Here is a 21001-nt window from a genome sequence, read left to right as displayed (position 1 = left end):
CGATATGGTTTGTGTAATTATCAGTGGATTGTCTCTATCTTTATTTCCTATTTTTTAAATTCTTCAACTACTTATAATGTTAAGACGATTGTCATTATTGTGTTTCGTATTCCTCGTATTACAATCTCTCATAGCACAGGACGTCTGGACTATAAAAGCTTCAGCTATCAATCCATCAAACTATTTTGGCGAAACTGTAGCGAATGGAATGGTAGGCATTGTATCATCGCCCGAGCCTTTTAAAGTAAAAGATGTTGTGCTTAATGGCGCTTTTGATTTATATGGTCGAGGTAGGGTAAGTAACATTTTAAAAACTTTCAATTTCGTGAATATGTATCTCGATGTAGATGGTGCAAGAATTGAAAATTTTAGCCAGGTGCAAAATGCTCAGCAGGTTTTAGACATGAAACACGCAAGCATGACGACCAGTTTCAGTATCGGGGAGAAGGCTACAGTCAGTTATAGCCATTATGCTTTGCGGCACTTGCCTTATACCGCTTTAGTCGATGTAACCATTACGGCTAAGAAAGATATAGAAATTACACCAGCCAGTGTAATGGAAGCTCCTGATATGCTGAAAGACGTGCAGAATTATTATAACGAAATTGACCGTCCACACGTAAGAATTTCGTTGCTGACATCTACTGCAAAAAGTCCGACAGGTAAACTATTGATGGCTGCTTCCAATAGCTTTTTGTTTGATGAGCCACATGGCTCTGAGCCTTCTGTTATCCATGAAATGTGGGATAACAATATGCATTTGCTTAAGTTTAGAAAGAAACTGAAAGCCGGCCAAACTTATCATTTTGCCGTTGTTGGCTCTGCCATCACTTCTGCACATGACGATGATCCTTTAAATGAAGCCGAACGGCTAACTCTTTTTGCAACGCTCGAAGGAAGGAACAGACTATTACAATTTCATAACAAAGCGTGGGATGAATTGTGGAAAAGTGATATTGTCATACAGGGTGATGATGCTACCCAGCGGGAAGTACACAGCATGTTGTACCACCTGTATTCTTTCGCGCGTGCAGGTACAGCTTATAGTTTATCTCCTATGGGGCTAAGCGGACTCGGTTACAATGGTCATGCGTTTTGGGATACTGAAATATGGATGTATCCATCATTGTTATTGCTTCAGCCAAAAATAGCAGAGTCGCTCATAGAGTACCGGTATCAACGGTTGCAGGCCGCCAGGCATAATGCTTTTGCTCATGGGTATAGAGGCGCCATGTATCCATGGGAAAGTGCTGCCAGTGGTAATGAGGAGACTCCTGTTTGGGCACTTTCCGGACCGTTTGAACATCATATAACTGCCGACGTTGCTATTGCCGCATGGAACTATTACGTTGTAACAAAAGACAAAGAATGGCTAAGAGAAAAGGGATACCCTATTTTAAAAGAAACTGCTGACTTTTGGGCCAGTCGTGTAGAAAGAAATGGACCTGGAAAATATGATATTAAAAATGTAGTAGCAGCCGATGAGTGGGCAGAAAATATAGATAACAACGCATATACCAATGCCGCTGCAAAAGCTAACCTGAAATACGCAACGGATGCAGCTAAACTTTTAAGCATCACTCCCGACTCAGATTGGATGAATGTGTTTAACAATATTCCTATTCTTAAGTTTCCGGATGGCGTTACTAAAGAGCACGCGACATACAAGGGTGAAAAGATTAAACAGGGAGATGTGAATTTGCTTGCCTATCCTTTAAAGGAAATCACCGATGCGGCAGCTATCAAAAAAGATCTTGAATATTACGAGCCACGAGTGGGTGAAGGTCCTGCTATGACACACGCTATTTTCGCTATTTTATACTCCAGGTTAGGAATTCCTGACAAAGCATATAAGGCTTTTAAGGCCGGTTATACGCCTAATATGCGCCCTCCTTTTGGTGTTATTGCAGAAACAGCTACCGGCAATAATCCTTATTTTTCTACCGGTGCAGGCGGTATGATACAAGCGATGCTTAACGGGTTCGGTGGGTTAGAAATTACCACTGATGGCATTACGCAATTAAAAACTAAGCTGCCTTCAGAGTGGAAGTCTTTACAATTAACAGGAATAGGCCTGGAAAAGAAAACTTACACAGTGAAATAAAAACTTTACAACTTCCTAAGGAAGAAAAGGCAAGTTGAAGCCTTCGTGTTTGTTATGGGTATACGGTTATTTACTAAATGTTTCTTCATTCGCATTTTAGTAAATAATATTTTCAAGCTGAAACAAAATTTCAATTCAGGAATTATTTGCCCGATTCCTTGAAAACAGGTAAATGGTAAAACCGATGCAATAGCTGTAGTTATCTAAAATTAAAAGTAAGCTTACTTCTATTGCAAAAGGTTTACATGCATTTCTTATTCTATGGATAAATTTCTTCTTATATAAGCGTCCATAGTGTTTTTCATAAGACCAGCAATTGTCATTGGTCCCACCCCTCCAGGAACAGGTGAAATGGCAGATGCTTTTTTAGCAACATTGGCAAAATCAACATCACCTTTTATACGGTACCCTTTTGCCGCGCTAGCATCATCTACCCGGGTTATGCCTACGTCTATTACAGTGGCGCCTTCTTTTACCATGTCTTCCCTTACAAATTCGGCCCTTCCAAGCGCGGCTATAATAATATCTGCCTGCAGTGTTATTTCTTTTAAATTGACTGTGTGGCTGTGACAAATAGTAACAGTGCAATTTCCATATGGCAGATTGCTGCTAAGTAAAATACTCATAGGGCGGCCAACAATATTACTTCGGCCAATTACAACCGCATGTTTTCCTTTCGTTTCCACGTTGTAGTGCTCAAGCATGAGCATAATGCCGTATGGCGTTGCGGGAATAAAGGTATCAAGCCCTTGAACCATCCGCCCTACACTTACGGGGTGAAAACCATCAACATCTTTATCGGGATTAATGCTATTGATAACTTTTGCTTCGCTGATATGTTTTGGCAGTGGTAGTTGAACTAAAATTCCATCTACTGAGTCATCATTATTCAGTTCTATTATTTTTCTCAACAGTTCCTGTTCTTCAACAGTTTCTTCCAGGCGTATAAGTGTGGACTTATATCCTATTTCGCTGCAAGTTTTTACTTTACTTGCGACATAAGTTTCACTTGCTCCATTATTTCCGGTTAATATAGCGGCAAGATGGGGCGCTCTTTTTCCTTGTTCCAATAATTTTTTAGTCGCTTCTGTCAAATTTTGTTTAACTGATTGCGAAGCAATTTTTCCATCAAGTAGTAACATTTGCCAAAGATATTGCCTCGGATTTAAATTACTGAAGGATAACTATTGGAATTACTAATAAAATTTTTGACTGATTAATTTCTTATTGCTACTTTCCAATCTTAATGCTAGCCGATTGAAATTGCTCAACCTGTTAATTACCATGGTTGCGATAAGTACTGCGAACGCGCAGGTGATTAAACAACCTCTGTCGGTACAGTATGGTGCACTCGGCGCCTACAGCAAAAACTTTTCTGATATTTTTTCAGCTACTTCTAACCAGGCTTCATTGGCACAACTAAAAACGGCTGGGTTTGCTGTGTATGGCGAAAAAAGATTTTTACTTGAAGAATTAAGTAATTATGCTGCTGTTGTCGCCATTCCGGCATCATCAGGTGTGTTTGGTTTTGAAGCAGATTATTTTGGCTCTGCAGAATTTAACGAAAATGAATTAGGTATTCTATACGGTAGAAAAGTTACCAGAAACATAGATATTGGTACAAAGTTTAATTATTATTCTCTTCGAATTCCCGGTTATGGCAGTGCAACTGCAATAAATTTTGAAGCCGGTTTGATTTTTCATTTAACTGATAAGCTGCATGCTGGTCTTCACACATACAATCCTGCCAGTAGTAAATTAGGCAAAAATACCAGGGAGCAATTAGCATCTGTTTATCGCTTGGGTATCGGGTATGAAGTTTCTGAAACGACGTTTGTAAGTGCAGAAGTCGTAAAACAGCAAAATCAGCCGGTAAGTATAAATGCAGGCTTTCAATACAACTTTCAAAAAAATATCTTTATAAGAACCGGCGTCTCAACCCTCACCAGTAATAGTTATGCTGCTGTTGGCTTACAATTGAGTTTTGCAAGAATTGATGTAAGCGCTTCTTATCATCCCCAGCTTGGCTTCACTCCCGGATTGCTACTGTTGTTTAAATTAAAGAAAGAAGATAAAATTTGAGGAAAAAAGCAGTAATATTATTAATTGCTTTTTGGAGCTCTTATGCTTATTCACAAGAGGAAGGCCCAACTCAACCCGGAAGTATTGCAGAGCAGCAATTGGAAAATATTACCGAACAGCAGGAAGCCGAAACAGAAGATGATAGTTACCTGCAGCAATTGGTTCAACTTCATCGAAATCCTATCAACATAAATACCGCGCAGGAAAATGAACTGCGTGACTTAAGAATCCTTTCTGATTTGCAAATTCAAAGTTTGTTAAGATACAGAAGATTACTGGGAAATTTTATTAGTATTTATGAATTACAAGCTGTGCCCTTATTGGACCTGGAGACTATACAACAGATTTTACCGGATATACGGGTGGGCAATGCAGTAGCTTTTTCTGCAGATATTAAAGACCGACTGGTAGCAGGGCAGCATTCCTTTCTTTTCAGGGCACAACAACTATTAGAAAAAAGCGATGGATTTACACGAAATGATACTGTCTCAAACCGATACATGGGAAGTGCTCAACGACTTTTTTTCAGGTATAAATATGTATATCGCAATCTTTTGCAATTCGGCCTAACAGGAGATAAAGATGCAGGTGAAGCATTTTTTAAGGGAAAACAGAAATATGGTTTTGATTTCTATTCGTTCCATTTGTTTGCAAGAAAATTAGGCGCTGTAAAAATGCTCGCCCTGGGAGATTTTGCAGTAAACCTCGGACAGGGGCTAATACAGTGGCAAAGCCTTGCTTTTAAGAAAAGTGCAGATATAACGGCGATTAAAAGGCAGGCAGATATTTTACGACCCTACAATTCGGCAGGAGAATACAATTTTATGCGTGGTGCAGGTATAACAGCAGGCGGCAAAAACACCAGTGTAACTGCTTTTGCATCTGTTCGTAAACTTGATGCAACTTTTAATGACGATACCTCACAAATGAATAGGGATTTTGTTTCATCAATAGCAACTTCAGGATATCATCGTACTCCTAATGAAAATGCAAAGAAAAATATAGTGACACAAGCTTCTTTAGGAGGCAATGTTTCTTACAATAAAAATAGTTTTCATGTTGGCTTAAATGTTATTGCCTTTAAATTTTCGATTCCTTTGATTCGTGATGTTCAACCTTATAATCAGTATGCTATACAGGGAAAGGAGTGGTACAATTATAGTCTGGACTATAGCTATACTTTTCGCAATTTTCATTTTTTTGGGGAAGCGGCAATGGATAAAAGAAAATCAAAAGCTTTTATCGGTGGTATCATAGCGAGTCTTGACCCAAAGGTTGATGCCTCAGTTTTATATAGAAACATAGAAAAAACTTACCAGGCTCTAAACGGTAATGCGTTTACTGAAAGCACTTTGCCTACAAATGAGAAAGGGCTGTTTACAGGAATAAGCATTAAGCCAGTTACTTTTTTAAAAATAGATGCCTATGCTGATATCTTCAGCTTTCCCTGGTTGCGCTACCGGGTAGATGCACCCAGCAACGGCACTGAATATTTGTTGCAGCTAACTTATAAACCTAATAAACAGTTTGAGTTATATAGCCGCTTACGAAATGAAAATAAAGCTATTAATGTTTCACGGTCAGATCTTCCAACAATACCTGTATATACCGTGCCCCGAATAAATTGGCGCATTCAATCTTCTAATGCTATAACTAAAGCAGTAACACTACGCGAAAGAATTGAACTATTATGGTTTGATACCCAGCAAAAAGACAGAATGGAACACGGGCTGTTAAGTTATTTTGAAGCGGTGTATAAACCTTTCAACAAACCTCTGTCATTAAACGGAAGGTTGCAGTATTTCAAAACGGATAGTTCAGAAAGCGGTCTGTATGCTTTTGAAAGTGATGTTTTATACAGCTATTCCATACCTCAGTTTACAGGACAAGGTCTCCGTTATTATCTAAACGTAAATTATGATTTTAGTAAAAAAATGGCAATTTGGTTCAGATGGGCCCAGACAATTTATACAAATAAAAGTTTGATTGGGGCGAGCCTGAATCAAATACGAGGAAATAAAAGAAGTGAAGTAAAAATCCAGGTGTTGTACGATTTTTAATAAATAATGTCTATTCAAATTGCTTTTTTTAATTTTTTTTTAATCAAAGCAGCATTTTCAGCTTTCCATCTGTCTGCGTTATTTACCGTTAATCTAAAAATAACTTTTTTAAAGGTTTTTTTTAACTTTTTGTTTCAATTCACGTAGTTTTACGATTTTATTAGAGAAAAATTTATATGCACATGAGAAAATTTTTATCACTTTTTACAATGCTCATGCTTGTAGTTATGCTGGGAATCGCACAAACCCGGCAAATTGCAGGAAGAGTTTTAGATGAATCAGGGCAACCTGTAAGTGGAGCATCTGTCCTTATTAAAGGTACTAATACCGGAGCTTCTGCTAATGCAAGTGGAGATTTCACTATTAATGCAAAAACCGGTGATGTACTGGTAATTTCTGCGGTAGGTATACCTTCTAAAGAAGTAAGGGTTCCCGCAGGTTCTTCTATTTCAGTTTCATTGACAAGACAAAGTGAAAATCTTTCAGAGGTGGTGGTTACTGCCTTAGGTATCAGAAGAACCCGTAACCAGGTTCCTTATGCTGCCCAAACAGTCACAGGCGAAGATGTCAGCAAAACAAGAACTTCTAATTTTGTTCAAAATCTATCTGGAAAGGTATCTGGTTTGGAAATAAGGCAGCCTAATACTATGGGAGGTTCTACAAACGTCTTGTTAAGAGGATCAAAGTCTCTTACAGGTAGTAACCAGGCCTTATTTGTTGTCGATGGGGTTCCTTTTGATAATGGTAATAATAATACTCTTGACCAGACAACCGGGCGTGGAGGATACGACTACGGCAATGCTGCTGCGGATATTAATCCTGACGATATTGACAATATAACTGTCTTGAAAGGAGCTGCTGCAAGTGCTCTTTATGGATCGAGAGGAAGTAATGGAGTAATATTAATTACAACTAAGAAAGGCAAAAGAGGTTTGGGAATTATTATAAATTCCGGTGTAACCGTAAATTCTATTTTAAGAAATACTTTTCCTAAGTATCAAAAAAAATACGGTGCAGGTTACGGCTCTTATTTTGACGAGGCTGATGTGAATGGTGATGGAGTTCCTGACAAAATAGCCCCAACTTATGATGATGCTTCCTGGGGTACTGCTTTTAATCCGAACTTAATGGTTTACCAATGGCATTCATTTGACCCAACTTCTCCAAATTATAAAAAAGCTACGCCTTGGGTAGCTGCAGCGAACGATCCTTCCACTTTCTTTATAAAGCCAGTGTCTCTGAATAACAGTGTTTTTCTTCAGTCTGGGAACGATAGAAGTACATTTGCACTCGGATATACCCGGAATAATGAAAAAGGTGTACTACCAAATAGTAGTATAAACAAAGATTTACTTAATGTGTCTGCTACTTATAATATTACGGATAATTTAACTGCAGGTGGATCAGCAAATTACTCAAGAATTAATGGTCTGGGGCGTTTTGGAACAGGATACGATGGTGCCAACGCCTTAAATCTTATGACAAATTTTCGTCAATGGTGGGAGGTGAATGTAGATTTAAAGGAACTAAAAGATGCCTATTTTAGAAATCGACAAAACGTAACTTGGAATCAGCACTACGGCCCCAGTGGTGAACTTCAACCTGAATTCTGGGATAATCCTTATTTTACACGGTATGAAAGCTATGAATCAGACAGCCGTGACAGGTATTTTGGAAATGTTTATCTCAATTACAAACCTGTAAGTTGGTTGAATATCTTAGGAAGAGTATCCCTTGACAGCTATTCTGAATTAGAACAGGAAAGAAAAGCTGTAACCAGTGTTGGTGTTCCTTTCTACAGGAGATACAATCAAAATTATAATGAGATAAATTATGATTTGATAGCTAATGCTGATTGGAACATTACTAGTGATATAAATATTAAAGCGCTTCTAGGATCTAATACACGAACACAGTATAGATCAAATATTGACGCAAATACGAATGGTGGGTTAGGTGTACCTAAACTTTATACTATAGCTAATTCCATTAATGCTCCGGCTCCGCCGCTTGAATTTGAAGGAAGAAAAAGAGTTGAAGGCGTATTTGCAGGTGGAACTTTTTCTTATAAAAACACTTATACTTTAGATGCTACTATTCGTAGAGATCGTTCCTCTACATTACCTGAAGCAAATAATGTTTACTATTATCCTTCTGTTTCCGCCGGCTTTGTATTCTCTCAGTTAATAAAACCTACATGGTTAAGCTATGGTAAATTAAGAGCCAATTATGCCGAGGTAGGCGGCGATGCTCCTTTATATACTGTCAATGATTATTACGTAAGTGACATTGATGATAATTCTGGGCAGGAAGTAACTTCTTTTAATGGTAATGCGTTATTTTCTGTTAACGGTTATAAAAATAACCCAAATCTGAAACCTGAACGGACCAAAAGTTTTGAAGTAGGATTGGAAATGGCTTTTTTCAAAACCAGGTTGGGCTTTGATGCAACATACTATAAAGCACAGACCGTAGATCAAATTCTTCCACTAACAGTATCTACTGCTACAGGTTATTCCAGAAAATATGTAAATTCAGGAACTGTTCAAAATAAAGGATTTGAGTTGTCAGTTTATGGCACTCCAATTAAAACACCTGACTTTTCATGGGATATTAATATTAACTGGACACGAAACAGAAGTAAAGTAACCAAGCTTTATGGCGATATAGATAATATTGTTTTAGGATCTTTCCAGGGAAGTATAACTTTAAATGCTTCACTTAACGAGCCTTATGGAACAATACATGGAACTGATTACATTTATACTAATGGCCAAAAAACTGTTGATGAAAATGGGAATTACATGATTACCCCAACAAATAATATCACTATTGGTAATGTCAATCCTGACTGGATTGGTGGTGTTAGCAACAGGTTTACTTATAGAGGAGTGTCTCTTAGCGGTCTTATTGATGTACGGCAGGGTGGTTCAGTGTTCTCTACTGATATGTATTATGCATTAGCAGGAGGACTCTATGAAGAGACAGCAGTTAATAATGATTTAGGTAATCCTATAAGAAGCCCTCTTACAAATGATAGTAAAAGTGGTGGGATTATTAGGCAAGGTGTTACCGCTGACGGTAAACCTAACACAATTCGGGCCAGTATCGAAGATTACGGTTCTTTTGATAGTTATGTTTCATCACCCGATAAGAGATTTGCTTATGATGCCAGTTATGTAAAATTGCGTGAGCTTTCTTTGGGATATTCATTACCAGCTAAAATGTTTCGAAATAAATTTTTTAAAGGCATTGATGTTGCTTTAGTAGGACGTAACCTTGCTATTTTGCATAAAAATTTACCTTATGCAGATCCGGAGGATAGCTTTGGTGCAGGAAATTTGCAAGGAATTCAAATAGGTAGCTATCCTGCCGTTCGTTCTTTTGGCTTTAATGTAAAAATCAAACTTTAGAGAAATTAAACTTACTATACATGAAAAAAATACTGTATTCATGTTTTTTTATAAGCACTTTTTTATTAGTGTCGTGTAAGAAAAACATAACAGACTTAAATATTAATCCAACCCGGCCCGCTGTAGTTTCATCAGCCAATCTGTTTTCCAACGCTTCGGTTAACCTTTCCGATAGAATGGCAAGCACAAATGTTAATACAAATAACTTCAGGCTTTTTGTTCAATATTGGACGGAGACAATTTATAGAGATGAAACAAGATACAATTTAAATCAAAGAAGTATTAGTGATTTTTGGTGGGCTCATATGTACAGAGATGTCATTAAAGATTTAACCGAAGCTTCTACTGTGGCAGATAAAGAAACATTGAATCTAACTGCTGAAGAGATTAAGAATCGTAAAGCTATCAATGAAATATTGATAGTATATTCTTATTATACTTTAGTTACAAGCTTTGGTGATATTCCATATACAGAGGCGCTTGATATTGAAAATCTGCAACCTGCATATGACAATGCTGCTGAGGTGTTTGCAAAAATCTCTGCCAGGCTCGATGCTGCTTTGAGTGCACTTGATCCTGCTGCTGGTGCTTATGGTTCTGCAGATGTAATATTGAATGGTGATATAGATGGTTGGAAAAGATTTGGAAATTCATTAAAAATGAGGATGGGAATGTTGGTGGCAGATGTAGATCCCACTACTGCAAAAACCATGGTTGAAGCTTCAGCTCCTAATGTTATTCTAAGCAATAATGAGAATATAAAAATGCATTATTTGGCTTCGCCTCCAAATACCAATCCGGTATGGGAAGATCTGATACAAAGCGGTCGACATGATTTCGTGGGAGCTAAACCGTTTATAGATACTTTAAAAGCTTATAATGACCCTAGGCTTCCCTTTTATTTCAACAAGGATATCACAACAGATAGTTTCTATATAGGTCAAACACCAGGAGTTAGAGCTACATTTAATAATTTTTCCGCTCCTTCTTCTACTTTAAGTCAGCCCGAATTCCCTCATACGTTTTTTAGCTATTCTGAAATGGAATTTTTAAAAGCGGAAGCACTTGAAAGAGGATTTGCTGTAGGAAGTACTGCAGAAGATCATTATAATAATGCTATTGATGCAAGCATTGAAGAATGGGGTGGAACTGCAGCTGATGCCTTAGCTTATAGATCTCAATCCATTGTAAAATACACAACTGCGGCAGGAGATTATAAAGAAAAAATCGGTGTTCAGTCATGGATTGCATTATACAATCGAGGTTACGACGCATGGACACAATGGAGACGTTTAGATTATCCCAAGTTAGTGGTTCCAACTGGCGCTCTTTTTTCAGATCAGGAAACTCCCGCTGTAATTACCAGGATGACTTATCCTGTAGTTGAGCAAAATTTAAATAAGGGAAGTTACCAGAAAGCGTCCTCGGCGGTGGGAAAAGATCAGATAACTCAAAAGTTATGGTTTGATAAGTATTAAGGAATAGTAAAAGATTTATTCTGAAAAAGAGGCTATCTCACCGAGGTAGCCTCTTTTTCATTTAACTTTTTTTCTGAAAAAGAATCTGTCCCTTAATCTTAAATTCTGTAATCACAGTTTCTGGAATTTGCAAATTGCTTGTTGGCTTCTCTTATAAAAATCTTAGAATTACCACGCCTCAATCTGCTAATTTTAGGAAAAAACAATTGCTGTGTAGTTGTTAGATAATTGACAAGGGTAATAATTTTATTACGTGCCCAACCTTGGTTAATGTTCCCCGCGATATTAAATCATTTTTTTATAAGATGCAGCATTTGGTATGAGTAATATGTCATGTAAGCACATCCCTATATTTATCTTCTTACAGAAAGTGCTCAGCACATAAGTATTTTATAAAAATTTATAGGCAAAATGAAAAAAATATTTCAAGGAGTTATATTGCTAATGTTTTATTCAACGTTGGCAATTGCGCAACAACGGGAAATTACAGGAAAAGTACTTGATGAAAATGGACAGCCCGTAAGTGGCGCTTCTGTGGTGATAAAAGGAACAAATAAGGGTACTTCAGCTGATCTAGAGGGAAATTTTAGAATAAGTGCTAAAACGGGTGATGTATTGGTTGTATCAGCAGTAGGCACTCCGGCAAAAGAAATAAAAGTTTCTACTGGTACCACTTATTCTGTTTCATTAGCACGGCAAATCCAAAATCTTTCAGAAGCAATTGTAACTACAGCTTTAGGTGTGAGAAGACAGGCAAAAGAGTTAGGGTATGCAACAACTTCAGTTAGTAACAAAGTTCTTACCCAGGGGAGGGCAGTTAACGTTCAGCAGGCATTAAATGGTAAGGTATCAGGATTATCCGTTACCACAACAAATAGCAGTGTTTTTGAAAATGCTAAAATAAACATTAGAGGTATCCGCTCGCTTACAGGTAATAATCAGCCAATGTTAGTTGTAGATGGTGCTCCTACTCCTTTAGGATATCTGTCATCCATTCCTCCTTCTGATATACAGGAACTTACAATTTTAAAAAGTGCTGCTTCTGCCGCTGTGTATGGTCCTGATGCTGTTAATGGAGTTATAGTGGTTACTACGAAAAGAGGAACAGCGAATGCGCTTACTGTATCCTATACTTCGTCTGTACAACTGGCCAGGGTTGCTTTTTTTCCTAAACTGCAGAAATCTTTTGGAGCTGGTGCTGGCGAAGTTTTAGATCAATATGGAAACTTTGGATACGTTCCTTATGAAAACCAGCAATATGGCCCGGCGTTCGATGGTACTATGAAACCAATTGGGGTTGCTCTTGAAGATGGTTCAATCCAGAATTTTCCATATACTAATGCTCATTATAAAGACAAAATTAAGTTTTGGAACACCGGGTTAACTTTTCAAAATTCGATTTCTCTATCAGGCCAGGATTTTTATGCAGGCATCGACGATGCTAATATAAAAGGGCTTACACCTGATGATAAAAACAGGAGAACAAGTTTTAGATTTAATGGAGGAAAAACTTATGGCAAGCTATCGGTTAATTACGGATTGAACTATGTATTGCAGAACTATGACATTATCAATGAAAATGCATTACCTACTTTATCTCCCTCCTATAATGGTAGTTTATTTTTCCTTGTTATGCAAACGGCTAATAATGTTCCCCTCATTTCTTATAAAGATTGGAGAAATAGCAAATTTGCCCAATATTCAAATTATTATAACGAGTATGCTGTTAATCCTTACTGGGCTATTGGCAATTTGCGTACAGTGGGCAGGGAAGATGATTTGATTGGAAACATTGACGTTAATTATCAAGTTGCTCCATGGATCAAAGCATCAGTGAAAATAAGCTCAAATCTAGCGTTTGCAAATTCGAAAAGCTCAACTGCCCCAGTTGTTGTAACAGATTGGGCTGCTAAAAATCGAAACCCTACACAGTTTAGCAATCGGCCGGGGGCAGTGGCAGATGACGAAAACTTTACGTCAAGAATAAATTTTGATTACTTCTTAAGTGGAGAGCGTGATATAAATAAAGATTTCACAATAAAGTATTTGGCAGGTGGAACAATACGTCAAAACCGGTCTAAAGATGTGGCTGTAGGAGGAACTAATTTGGTAGTGCCTTTCTTGTATAATGTTTCTACAAGAAGTGGCGATGCAAATGTACCTACCTATGGAACTGTAAATAACGATTTATATCCTGACGGAAATTATAACTATAATGTTCAAACGCGCTTGCTCTCTGCTTATGGTACACTGGGGTTAGGATATAAGGGGTATGCCTTTCTTGAATTGACTGGAAGAAATGATTGGGATAGCAGATTGCTACAGCAAAACCGTTCATTTTTTTATCCAGCAGCTAATGCTTCTTTTATTCTTTCTGACGCAATACCTTCAATTAAAAATAATGGAGTTATTAATTATGCAAAGGTGAGAGCTGCTTATTCGAAGTCCGGTAATGTAAATATTAGTCCATATGCACTTCAGGCAACTTTTGAACAGTCTAATAATAGTATAACGCCTTCGGGGTTTCCTTACGGAAATGTAGTTGGCTACACAGCTAATGCAACAATTCCTAGTCCCAATTTAAAGCCAGAATTTGTTATTACAAAAGAGGTAGGAGTTGAGCTTGGACTTCTTAAAAACAGGATAGATGTAGGCGCGACCTATTTTTATCAAAACTGTAATAACCAAATATTACAGGTCTCACAGTCAGCTACTACAGGTTATACCTTTGGTCTTGCGAACGCAGCTAGTTTTAAAAACTATGGAGTGGAGATGGATCTAGGTTTAAGTCCTTTATTCTCAATAGGAAAGGGTAGAATTGATTTTAAATTTAACGCGACCTATAACAATAATGAGGTTACTAATACTTTAAATAATATACCTGTTGTTGTAGGAGGAAATAATTACTTTATACAAAATTCAGTAAGTTCTCCTACTGCTAATAATATAGCAATTGTGGGGAGGCCTGCATTTGCCTTTCAGCTTACAGATTATTTAAGAGATTCGACAACGGGAAAAGTTATAGTAGACCCAGTCACGGGAATGCCTTCACAAGCTGCGGAATTAGTTAATAAAGGTAGAAGTCTTCCCCTTTGGGTATTAGGTTTTACACCTTCTTACTCTGTAGGTAATTTCTCTATAAGTATGACCTGGGATTACAAAAGCGGCCATAACTTTTACTCAGGTTTGGGAAGTGACGAAGATTTTGCAGGTATTTCTGCACGAAGTGCAGAATATGGCCGTCAACGATTTGTTTTTCCAAATTCTGTTTATTATGACGGCGCTAAGTATGTCCCTAACACAAATATTCTGGTACAAGATGGTAATTATGGATTTTGGACCGGCTCTGCAACCAATACTGGTATAGGGACTAACTATTATGCAAGTGCTGCTTCATGGCGGCTTCGTGAGGTTAATATATCTTATAATATACCTCAGCGTTGGATTGGTAATGGAAAGGTTATTAAAAGATTAACCCTTAGTGCTGTAGGAAGAAATTTATTTCTTTTTGTTCCTAAATCTAACCAGTGGGGAGATCCAGAATTTAACTATTCTTCCACTGGTAACACGTACGGACTAAGTAGTGCCTATCAGTCTCCATCATCGCGCTTGTTTGGAGGTTCTTTGACAGTTCAATTCTAATTTAGTATATAAAATAATAGCAATGTTTTACGAAAAAAAGACATTTTCTTTTATAATAATTCTTGCAATAACGTTATCATCAAGTTGCAAAAAAGATTTTTTAGATATTAACAATGACCCGAACAGGGTTACTGAAAACAATATTACCTCGGAATTGATCTTTCCTCAGGCTGCACATGCCACAGGGGCAAGGCTCGCCAGCCGCGACTTTCAGTTTCTCGATACCTGGATAGGGTACTGGGGTGAGTCAGGCGATTTCGCAATTGATCAAACAGAAACTACGTATAATATTAGCTTTGATTTTGGTAATACGTTGTGGTTAAATCAATACAACGTTTTATTTGATTTGTACCTGACAAAAGTAAAAGCGTTAAGTCAAGGTGATACAGTTCTGGCTGGTGCTTCTATTATATTATCGGCGAAACTATGGCAGGAACTAGTTGATCTTTATGGAAATGTTCCCTATAGCCAGGCATTTAATAATAATAAGTACACCCAACCATCATACGATAATGCCTCTGACATATATGCATCGCTACAGCAAAATTTAGATACAGCTATTGCATATATGGGAAAAGAGCCAAGAAGCACATTTGAAAAAGTTGATATAGTAAATCATGGAGATGAGGGAAAATGGATAAAGTTTGCAAATACACTAAAGCTACGATTACTAATACGTCAATCAGAAGTTTCCGGATTTAATCCTGGAGTCGAGGTAACTAAAATTGAGGCTAACGGAGGTGTTTTGCACCAGGGAGAGTCTGTTACCGTAAATCCCGGATATTCAAATGCTACAAATAAACAGTCTCCGTTTTACGCTAATTACGGATTAACACCTACAGGCGCAGAAGCTAATACAAGCACAAGAGCCAACGCTTATTTTGTTAATCTTCTTTCGTCTACTTCTGACCAAAGGATTTCAAGATTTTTTGCTCCTCCTTCTGCCGGTGGACCTATCACAGGTACTGTTTTTGGGCTCGCTGCCGGCAACCCCAAAGGGGCTAATAGTTCGGCCATAGGACCTGGCCTAGTAAGTAGTCCTGAGCAGGATCAATGGATTTATCCTTCTTTTGAAAGTATGTTCTTAGAAGCAGAAGCAATTGCAAGAGGATGGATACCGGGTGATGCTAAAGCGGCTTACGAAGCTGCTGTTACTGAGTCATTTGTTTGGTTGGGGGTAGAAAATGCTGAAACCGAAGCTGCTAATTATCTTCAGAACGCTGTTATAGCTAACTGGAATAATGCAGGTACGTCAGTGTTAGAAAAAGCTAAATTTATAGCTTATCAGAAATATATAGCTCTGGCCGGAATTGATCCTTTAGAAGCCTATAGCGATTTGAGAAGATTGAATATGATACCAAACAAGGGATACATATCGGTTAATCCGGGAAAAGTTTCCCAAACACTTCCTGTAAGATTGCTTTATGCCCAAAGTGAGTATACGACGAACGCAAACAATGCAAAAGCACAGGGTAATATCAATCCATTTACTTCTAAAATTTTCTGGCAACCTTAAGCTGTAATATAAAATTAATATTATGAATCTGTATATAATAAGAAAGTCAGCTACTTTAGTTGTGATTGTTGCTTTTGCCCTCTCAGGTTGTTTAAAAGATAAGGATTTTGAAAACGGAGTTATTCAATCACTACATTCTGAAAATCCAAACCAGAATATTGTAGAAATTAGTTTGACTGCAACTTCGACAGATAATTTCTTACTTCAGGGATATGATAAGTCAGATAAAGATACCATAATTGATTTCATTCCTGTTAATCTCGTATCGACTGCGGTTGCCGCTGAAGATATTCATGTTACATTAGCTCTGGATACAACATTGGTTTCGAATTATAATACTGCCCACGAAACAAATTATGTCATACCTGCTTCTTCAATGTATGGTATTGTAAATGAAGGTTCTGTTGTAACTATACCTAAAGGCTCAAAAACAGGATATCTGCAGGTAAAATTAAAGACGGCTGATTTCTTAGGTGGAGAATGGGCGCTCGCCTTTACTATAAAAAGTGTTGATAAGCCGAATTATATTATAAGTGGAAATTTAAATACGGGAATTGTAGCATTTAGTATAAAAAATGAATGGGACGGTACTTATACTTCTAACGGCTATGTGTATCACCCTACGGCTTCCAGACCTATTACAAATCTGACAAAAGTAGGAGCCACTGCAGGAGCTAATTCTATTACGATGGGATTAGGAGACCTGGGAGGTGCTGGTTACATTGCTTTATTTACAATTGAGGGAACTAAAGTTACTATCACTGCCGCCCCTGGTTCTGCAGGTGCACCATATATTATGTTCAGTGCTGGTTTGCCTTCTACAAATCCTGGTTATACGCCAGCTTGGTCGGGGTCAGAAAGTTGTAATAATACTTATGATCCTACGACAAGAACGTTTTATGTAAGATATGGATACTTAGGCGGAAACGGTTATCGAGTTGCTGAAGAAAAGCTAACAAGGCAGTAAGAAATGCCAATTCAAATACTTGTTTTCATTAGCACAATACTACAACTGTTTATTTTAAAGTGCTGAAAGTTTTAAATAAAAATCTACAGGTTTTACTGGCATTGCTTTTAGAGTTAAAAGACAATTTTCTAATAGCCCTACAATAAACAGCTCTTTTTAAATGATAGCCTGATTTTATTAATAGTAAGATATGCAATCATTATTATTTATAAACATGTTTGTTTCGCAAGCATGATAATTTAATCTTTGTAAATAGAATGAAGTACGGCCTTGCAGCTTTAATTATTATGTCTTTCTTTTCCTGTCGTCACCGGCAGGAGGTGAAAGCTATGATATTTGAACGAAGGGAAATAACTCAAAATCGGCTTCTGCTCAAGTATAAGTACATGGTAGAAGGCAAAACTTATATAGATAGTGCTTTTGTCAGAAATATAGTTATAGGCAGCGACTCAATTAATATAATAATTGACCCTGCTAATGCTCAAAAAAGTCTTCCTGATTTTTGAGATAACGAACGCTTTCCATTTTTAAGTTTTTCTTTCAAAATTTTTTTTCCAATATTTTGCTATTACAACTTTTCCCTTACCTTTGCCATCCCTAAAATAAACATGGCTTAAAAATGGGGTATAGGTTTGTGATGTAATTTTATTATTTCCCTTCTTATATCAGTTCTTAAAATAATAGTTTTAATTTGCCGAAGTAGCTCAGTTGGTAGAGCAGCTGATTTGTAATCAGCAGGTCGGGGGTTCGACTCCCTTCTTCGGCTCACGATAATTATAGTATGATTTTTTAGTTATACTATAATGTGTGTATACGGGCAGATGGCCGAGCGGTTAAAGGCGACAGACTGTAAATCTGTTCTCTCACGAGTACGTAGGTTCGAACCCTACTCTGCCCACGATTAATTTTAAAAATGAAAGTAATTAGAAAGTTCTAGTGCTACATTTTAAAGTTCTTTAATTAATGATTGAATATTTGATTGTGCTTATAATTTTCGAATCGAGGCAGTTTCAAATCTTTTAATCTAAAAAGCGGAAGTAGCTCAATTGGTAGAGCGATAGCCTTCCAAGCTATAGGTCGCGAGTTCGAGACTCGTCTTCCGCTCAAAACTGGTTATAAGACATTAAGTCAATGGGTCAGTAGTATTTGTACTTATTGACTTAATGACCACGACTTCAATGACTTTCAAAAGCTGTTGTAGCTCAGGGGTAGAGCACTTCCTTGGTAAGGAAGAGGTCGTGAGTTCAATTCTCATCAACAGCTCTGCTTATTGTCGCGCAGGCTGTGTTTAATGACAGGAGATAAAACAACTACTCTGCTTCGCGGAGTATTGGTGTTAAAAGGTGTGAAGGAATCCTCAATATATTTTTAGGATTTAATGTTGATTAACTGGCGATAGTAAAAGAAATGAAAACAAAAGCCTATTTTCGCGCATTGAAAGCAGGTCTAATTTTAAAAGAACCACAATCTAAAAACAAATAAAATGGCAAAAGAGAATTTTAAGAGGGATAAACCTCACGTTAACGTTGGTACCATAGGTCACGTTGACCATGGTAAAACAACTTTAACTGCCGCTATTACCGATATTTTGTCAAAAAAGGGTTTAGCGGAAAAGAAAAACTACGATGAAATTGATGGTGCACCTGAGGAGAAAGAAAGAGGTATCACTATTAATACTGCTCACGTAGAATATCAGACTGCAAACAGACACTATGCTCACGTTGACTGTCCTGGTCACGCTGACTATGTGAAGAATATGATTACAGGTGCTGCACAGATGGACGGTGCAATTCTTGTAGTTGCCGCTACTGACGGTCCTATGCCTCAAACTAAAGAACACATTTTGCTTGCACGTCAGGTAGGTGTTCCACGTATTGTGGTTTTTATGAATAAAGTTGACCTAGTTGATGATCCTGAATTGTTAGAGCTTGTAGAAATGGAAATCCGTGATTTGTTGAGCTCTTATGGTTTCGATGGTGACAACACTCCAATTATACAAGGTTCTGCTACCGGCGCTTTAGCTGGTGAGGACAAGTGGGTTGCTAAAATTGACGAATTGATGGATGCTGTTGATACTTACATCCCTCTTCCTCCCCGTCCTGTTGATCAACCATTCCTTATGTCTGTAGAAGACGTGTTTTCAATTACAGGTCGTGGTACTGTTGCTACTGGCCGTATAGAAAGAGGTCGTATTAAAGTTGGTGAGGGCGTTGAAATTGTAGGTTTAATGGAAGCTCCTTTGACTTCTACCGTTACTGGTGTTGAAATGTTTAAGAAATTGCTTGACGAAGGTGAAGCTGGTGATAATGCAGGTCTTCTTTTACGTGGTATTGAGAAAACTCAAATCCGTCGTGGAATGGTTATCTGTAAGCCAGGTTCTATTACACCACACACTGAGTTTAAAGGTGAAGTTTACGTACTAAGCAAAGAAGAAGGTGGCCGTCATACGCCGTTCTTTAATAAATACCGTCCTCAGTTCTACTTCCGTACAACTGACGTAACTGGTGAATGTGTACTTCCTGAAGGAACAGAAATGGTAATGCCAGGTGATAATACTAGTCTTACTGTTAAATTGATACAACCAATTGCGATGGAGAAAGGTCTTAAATTCGCTATTCGTGAAGGTGGTCGTACAGTAGGTGCCGGTCAGGTAACTGAAATTTTAAAATAGTACTTAGTTATAGTATCAGGTATCAAGACATTAGTATCAAGAGAAAGATGTAATTTTGTTTTATCTTGACGCTTTATACTAATATCTTGATACTTTTTCTTTACGGGAATAGTTCAATGGTAGAATAGAGGTCTCCAAAACCTTTGATCAGGGTTCGAATCCTTGTTCCCGTGCTTAGCAATCTGAAGATGACTTGTCAATGGGTTGAAAAGAGTAGTTTTTTTTCAAATTGACTAACTTTCACGTTTCCAAATTAAAACAATGAACAAAATATCTAACTATTTTCGTGGCAGTTATCATGAATTAACAGAGAAGGTAACCTGGCCTACATGGTTGCAACTTCAGCAATCTACTATAATAGTGTTGATTACAACTGTTATCTTAACTGCACTTGTTTGGATAATGGACTTTGCATCACAAAATTTTTTAAAGGCTATTTATTCTTTATTTAAATAATGGAATCAACAATTGAACAATCACAGCAGGAGACTCAGCATGACGATACGAAGTGGTATGTTCTTCGTGTTGTAAGTGGTAAGGAGCGTAAAGTGAAAGAGTACCTGGATAAAGAAGTTAATCGCAGTGGCTGGAGTGAAACAATTAAGCAGGTTTTTTTACCAATGGAAAAGGTATATAAGGTTCAGAATGGTAAAAAAGTAATGCGAGAGAAAAACTATTTTCCAGGGTATGTAATGATCGAAGTTAGCGATGGTAAGTTAACAGATGATATGGTGCAACATATAAGTAATGTTAGTAACGTAATGCATTTTTTAACAGATGGAAAAGGTGCAAAGGGAAACATTATTTCTTTGCGCAAGGCTGAAGTAAATAAAATGCTGGGCAAAGTAGATGAGATGAATGACCAGGGTATTGTAATGAACGAGCCGTTTATTGTGGGAGAGACAATTAAAATTATTGAAGGTCCATTTAATGATTTTAATGGAGTAATTGAGGAAGTAAATGATGATAAGAAGAAACTGAAAGTAACAGTAAAAATATTTGGACGTTCAACTCCTGTGGAATTGAATTATATGCAGGTTGAAAAGTTGAGTTAGCGATTTTCATTTT

Annotated in this window: 13 protein-coding genes and 5 tRNA genes; 17 read left to right on the top strand and 1 reads right to left on the bottom strand. The window is 37.5% G+C overall.

The window, feature by feature from the left end; translation table 11 throughout:
* The first annotated feature begins 76 nt into the window (after window positions 1-76).
* Window positions 77-2104 carry a kojibiose hydrolase gene (locus tag B154_RS0124780; RefSeq protein ID WP_033412634.1) on the top strand — a complete coding sequence of 676 codons (2028 nt, stop codon included), beginning with the start codon at window positions 77-79 and terminating at the stop codon, window positions 2102-2104.
* Between the two features lie 254 nt (window positions 2105-2358).
* Here the strand turns inward: B154_RS0124780 and B154_RS0124775 are convergent, their stop codons facing one another.
* Complete coding sequence (locus B154_RS0124775) at window positions 2359-3246, bottom strand: bifunctional 5,10-methylenetetrahydrofolate dehydrogenase/5,10-methenyltetrahydrofolate cyclohydrolase (protein WP_018617055.1); 888 nt, start codon at window positions 3244-3246, stop codon at window positions 2359-2361.
* A 115-nt stretch (window positions 3247-3361) separates the two neighbouring features.
* On the opposite strand from B154_RS0124775, the gene B154_RS0124770 reads away from it, so the two are divergent.
* The 16 genes from B154_RS0124770 (at window position 3362) to nusG (ending at window position 20988) form a co-directional block, all read left to right on the top strand.
* Window positions 3362-4186, top strand: a complete 825-nt coding sequence (locus B154_RS0124770) for a hypothetical protein (protein ID WP_157580946.1) — start codon at window positions 3362-3364, stop codon at window positions 4184-4186.
* On the top strand, window positions 4183-6246 hold the full coding sequence (locus B154_RS0124765) for a ComEA family DNA-binding protein (protein WP_018617053.1): 2064 nt from the start codon (window positions 4183-4185) through the stop codon (window positions 6244-6246). The genes B154_RS0124770 and B154_RS0124765 overlap by 4 nt, the downstream gene beginning before the upstream one ends.
* Before the next feature lie 182 nt (window positions 6247-6428).
* Window positions 6429-9659 (top strand): SusC/RagA family TonB-linked outer membrane protein, encoded by a 3231-nt coding sequence (locus tag B154_RS0124755; protein ID WP_018617051.1) that lies wholly within the window; start codon window positions 6429-6431, stop codon window positions 9657-9659.
* Window positions 9660-9679: 20 nt separating this feature from the next.
* Complete coding sequence (locus B154_RS0124750; RefSeq protein ID WP_018617050.1) at window positions 9680-11137, top strand: SusD/RagB family nutrient-binding outer membrane lipoprotein; 1458 nt, start codon at window positions 9680-9682, stop codon at window positions 11135-11137.
* A 411-nt stretch (window positions 11138-11548) separates the two neighbouring features.
* Entirely contained in the window at window positions 11549-14779 is a 3231-nt protein-coding gene (locus B154_RS0124745) for a SusC/RagA family TonB-linked outer membrane protein (protein ID WP_018617049.1), read from the top strand.
* Window positions 14780-14801: 22 nt separating this feature from the next.
* Window positions 14802-16295 (top strand): SusD/RagB family nutrient-binding outer membrane lipoprotein, encoded by a 1494-nt coding sequence (locus tag B154_RS0124740; protein ID WP_018617048.1) that lies wholly within the window; start codon window positions 14802-14804, stop codon window positions 16293-16295.
* A 22-nt stretch (window positions 16296-16317) separates the two neighbouring features.
* Window positions 16318-17262: a BT_3987 domain-containing protein gene (locus tag B154_RS0124735; RefSeq protein WP_018617047.1), complete on the top strand. Its 945-nt coding sequence runs from the start codon at window positions 16318-16320 to the stop codon at window positions 17260-17262.
* Window positions 17263-17519: 257 nt separating this feature from the next.
* The gene (locus tag B154_RS0124730) at window positions 17520-17768 is read left to right on the top strand and encodes a hypothetical protein (protein WP_018617046.1); all 249 of its coding nucleotides are present in this window, start codon (window positions 17520-17522) and stop codon (window positions 17766-17768) included.
* 187 nt (window positions 17769-17955) lie between these two features.
* Window positions 17956-18028: transfer RNA gene (locus B154_RS0124725), tRNA-Thr, on the top strand.
* A 49-nt stretch (window positions 18029-18077) separates the two neighbouring features.
* A tRNA-Tyr gene (locus tag B154_RS0124720) sits at window positions 18078-18160 on the top strand.
* A gap of 133 nt (window positions 18161-18293) precedes the next feature.
* Window positions 18294-18366, top strand: a tRNA-Gly gene (locus tag B154_RS0124715).
* 87 nt (window positions 18367-18453) lie between these two features.
* Window positions 18454-18525 (top strand) — tRNA-Thr (locus B154_RS0124710).
* 220 nt (window positions 18526-18745) lie between these two features.
* Entirely contained in the window at window positions 18746-19933 is a 1188-nt protein-coding gene (tuf, locus tag B154_RS0124705) for an elongation factor Tu (protein WP_018617045.1), read from the top strand.
* A 102-nt stretch (window positions 19934-20035) separates the two neighbouring features.
* Window positions 20036-20106: transfer RNA gene (locus B154_RS0124700), tRNA-Trp, on the top strand.
* A gap of 88 nt (window positions 20107-20194) precedes the next feature.
* The gene (gene secE, locus B154_RS0124695) at window positions 20195-20389 is read left to right on the top strand and encodes a preprotein translocase subunit SecE (protein ID WP_018617044.1); all 195 of its coding nucleotides are present in this window, start codon (window positions 20195-20197) and stop codon (window positions 20387-20389) included.
* Window positions 20389-20988 (top strand): transcription termination/antitermination protein NusG, encoded by a 600-nt coding sequence (gene nusG / locus B154_RS0124690; protein ID WP_018617043.1) that lies wholly within the window; start codon window positions 20389-20391, stop codon window positions 20986-20988. Before secE ends, nusG begins: the two co-directional genes overlap by 1 nt.
* The last annotated feature ends 13 nt before the right edge of the window (window positions 20989-21001 follow it).

The sequence above is a fragment of the Segetibacter koreensis DSM 18137 genome (assembly GCF_000374045.1).
Taxonomy (GTDB): domain Bacteria; phylum Bacteroidota; class Bacteroidia; order Chitinophagales; family Chitinophagaceae; genus Segetibacter; species Segetibacter koreensis.
Note: the sequence above shows the minus strand (reverse complement) of the source record. Positions and strands in the feature narration are given on the sequence as shown.

Coding starts and splice junctions, on each gene's coding strand:
- B154_RS0124735 (WP_018617047.1), top strand. CDS start 16,318: ATGAATCTGTATATAATAAGAAAGTCAGCTACTTTAGTTGTGATTGTT.
- secE (WP_018617044.1), top strand. CDS start 20,195: ATGAACAAAATATCTAACTATTTTCGTGGCAGTTATCATGAATTAACA.
- B154_RS0124740 (WP_018617048.1), top strand. CDS start 14,802: ATGTTTTACGAAAAAAAGACATTTTCTTTTATAATAATTCTTGCAATA.
- nusG (WP_018617043.1), top strand. CDS start 20,389: ATGGAATCAACAATTGAACAATCACAGCAGGAGACTCAGCATGACGAT.
- B154_RS0124750 (WP_018617050.1), top strand. CDS start 9,680: ATGAAAAAAATACTGTATTCATGTTTTTTTATAAGCACTTTTTTATTA.
- B154_RS0124775 (WP_018617055.1), bottom strand. CDS start 3,246: ATGTTACTACTTGATGGAAAAATTGCTTCGCAATCAGTTAAACAAAAT.
- B154_RS0124755 (WP_018617051.1), top strand. CDS start 6,429: ATGAGAAAATTTTTATCACTTTTTACAATGCTCATGCTTGTAGTTATG.
- B154_RS0124745 (WP_018617049.1), top strand. CDS start 11,549: ATGAAAAAAATATTTCAAGGAGTTATATTGCTAATGTTTTATTCAACG.
- tuf (WP_018617045.1), top strand. CDS start 18,746: ATGGCAAAAGAGAATTTTAAGAGGGATAAACCTCACGTTAACGTTGGT.
- B154_RS0124730 (WP_018617046.1), top strand. CDS start 17,520: ATGAAGTACGGCCTTGCAGCTTTAATTATTATGTCTTTCTTTTCCTGT.
- B154_RS0124780 (WP_033412634.1), top strand. CDS start 77: ATGTTAAGACGATTGTCATTATTGTGTTTCGTATTCCTCGTATTACAA.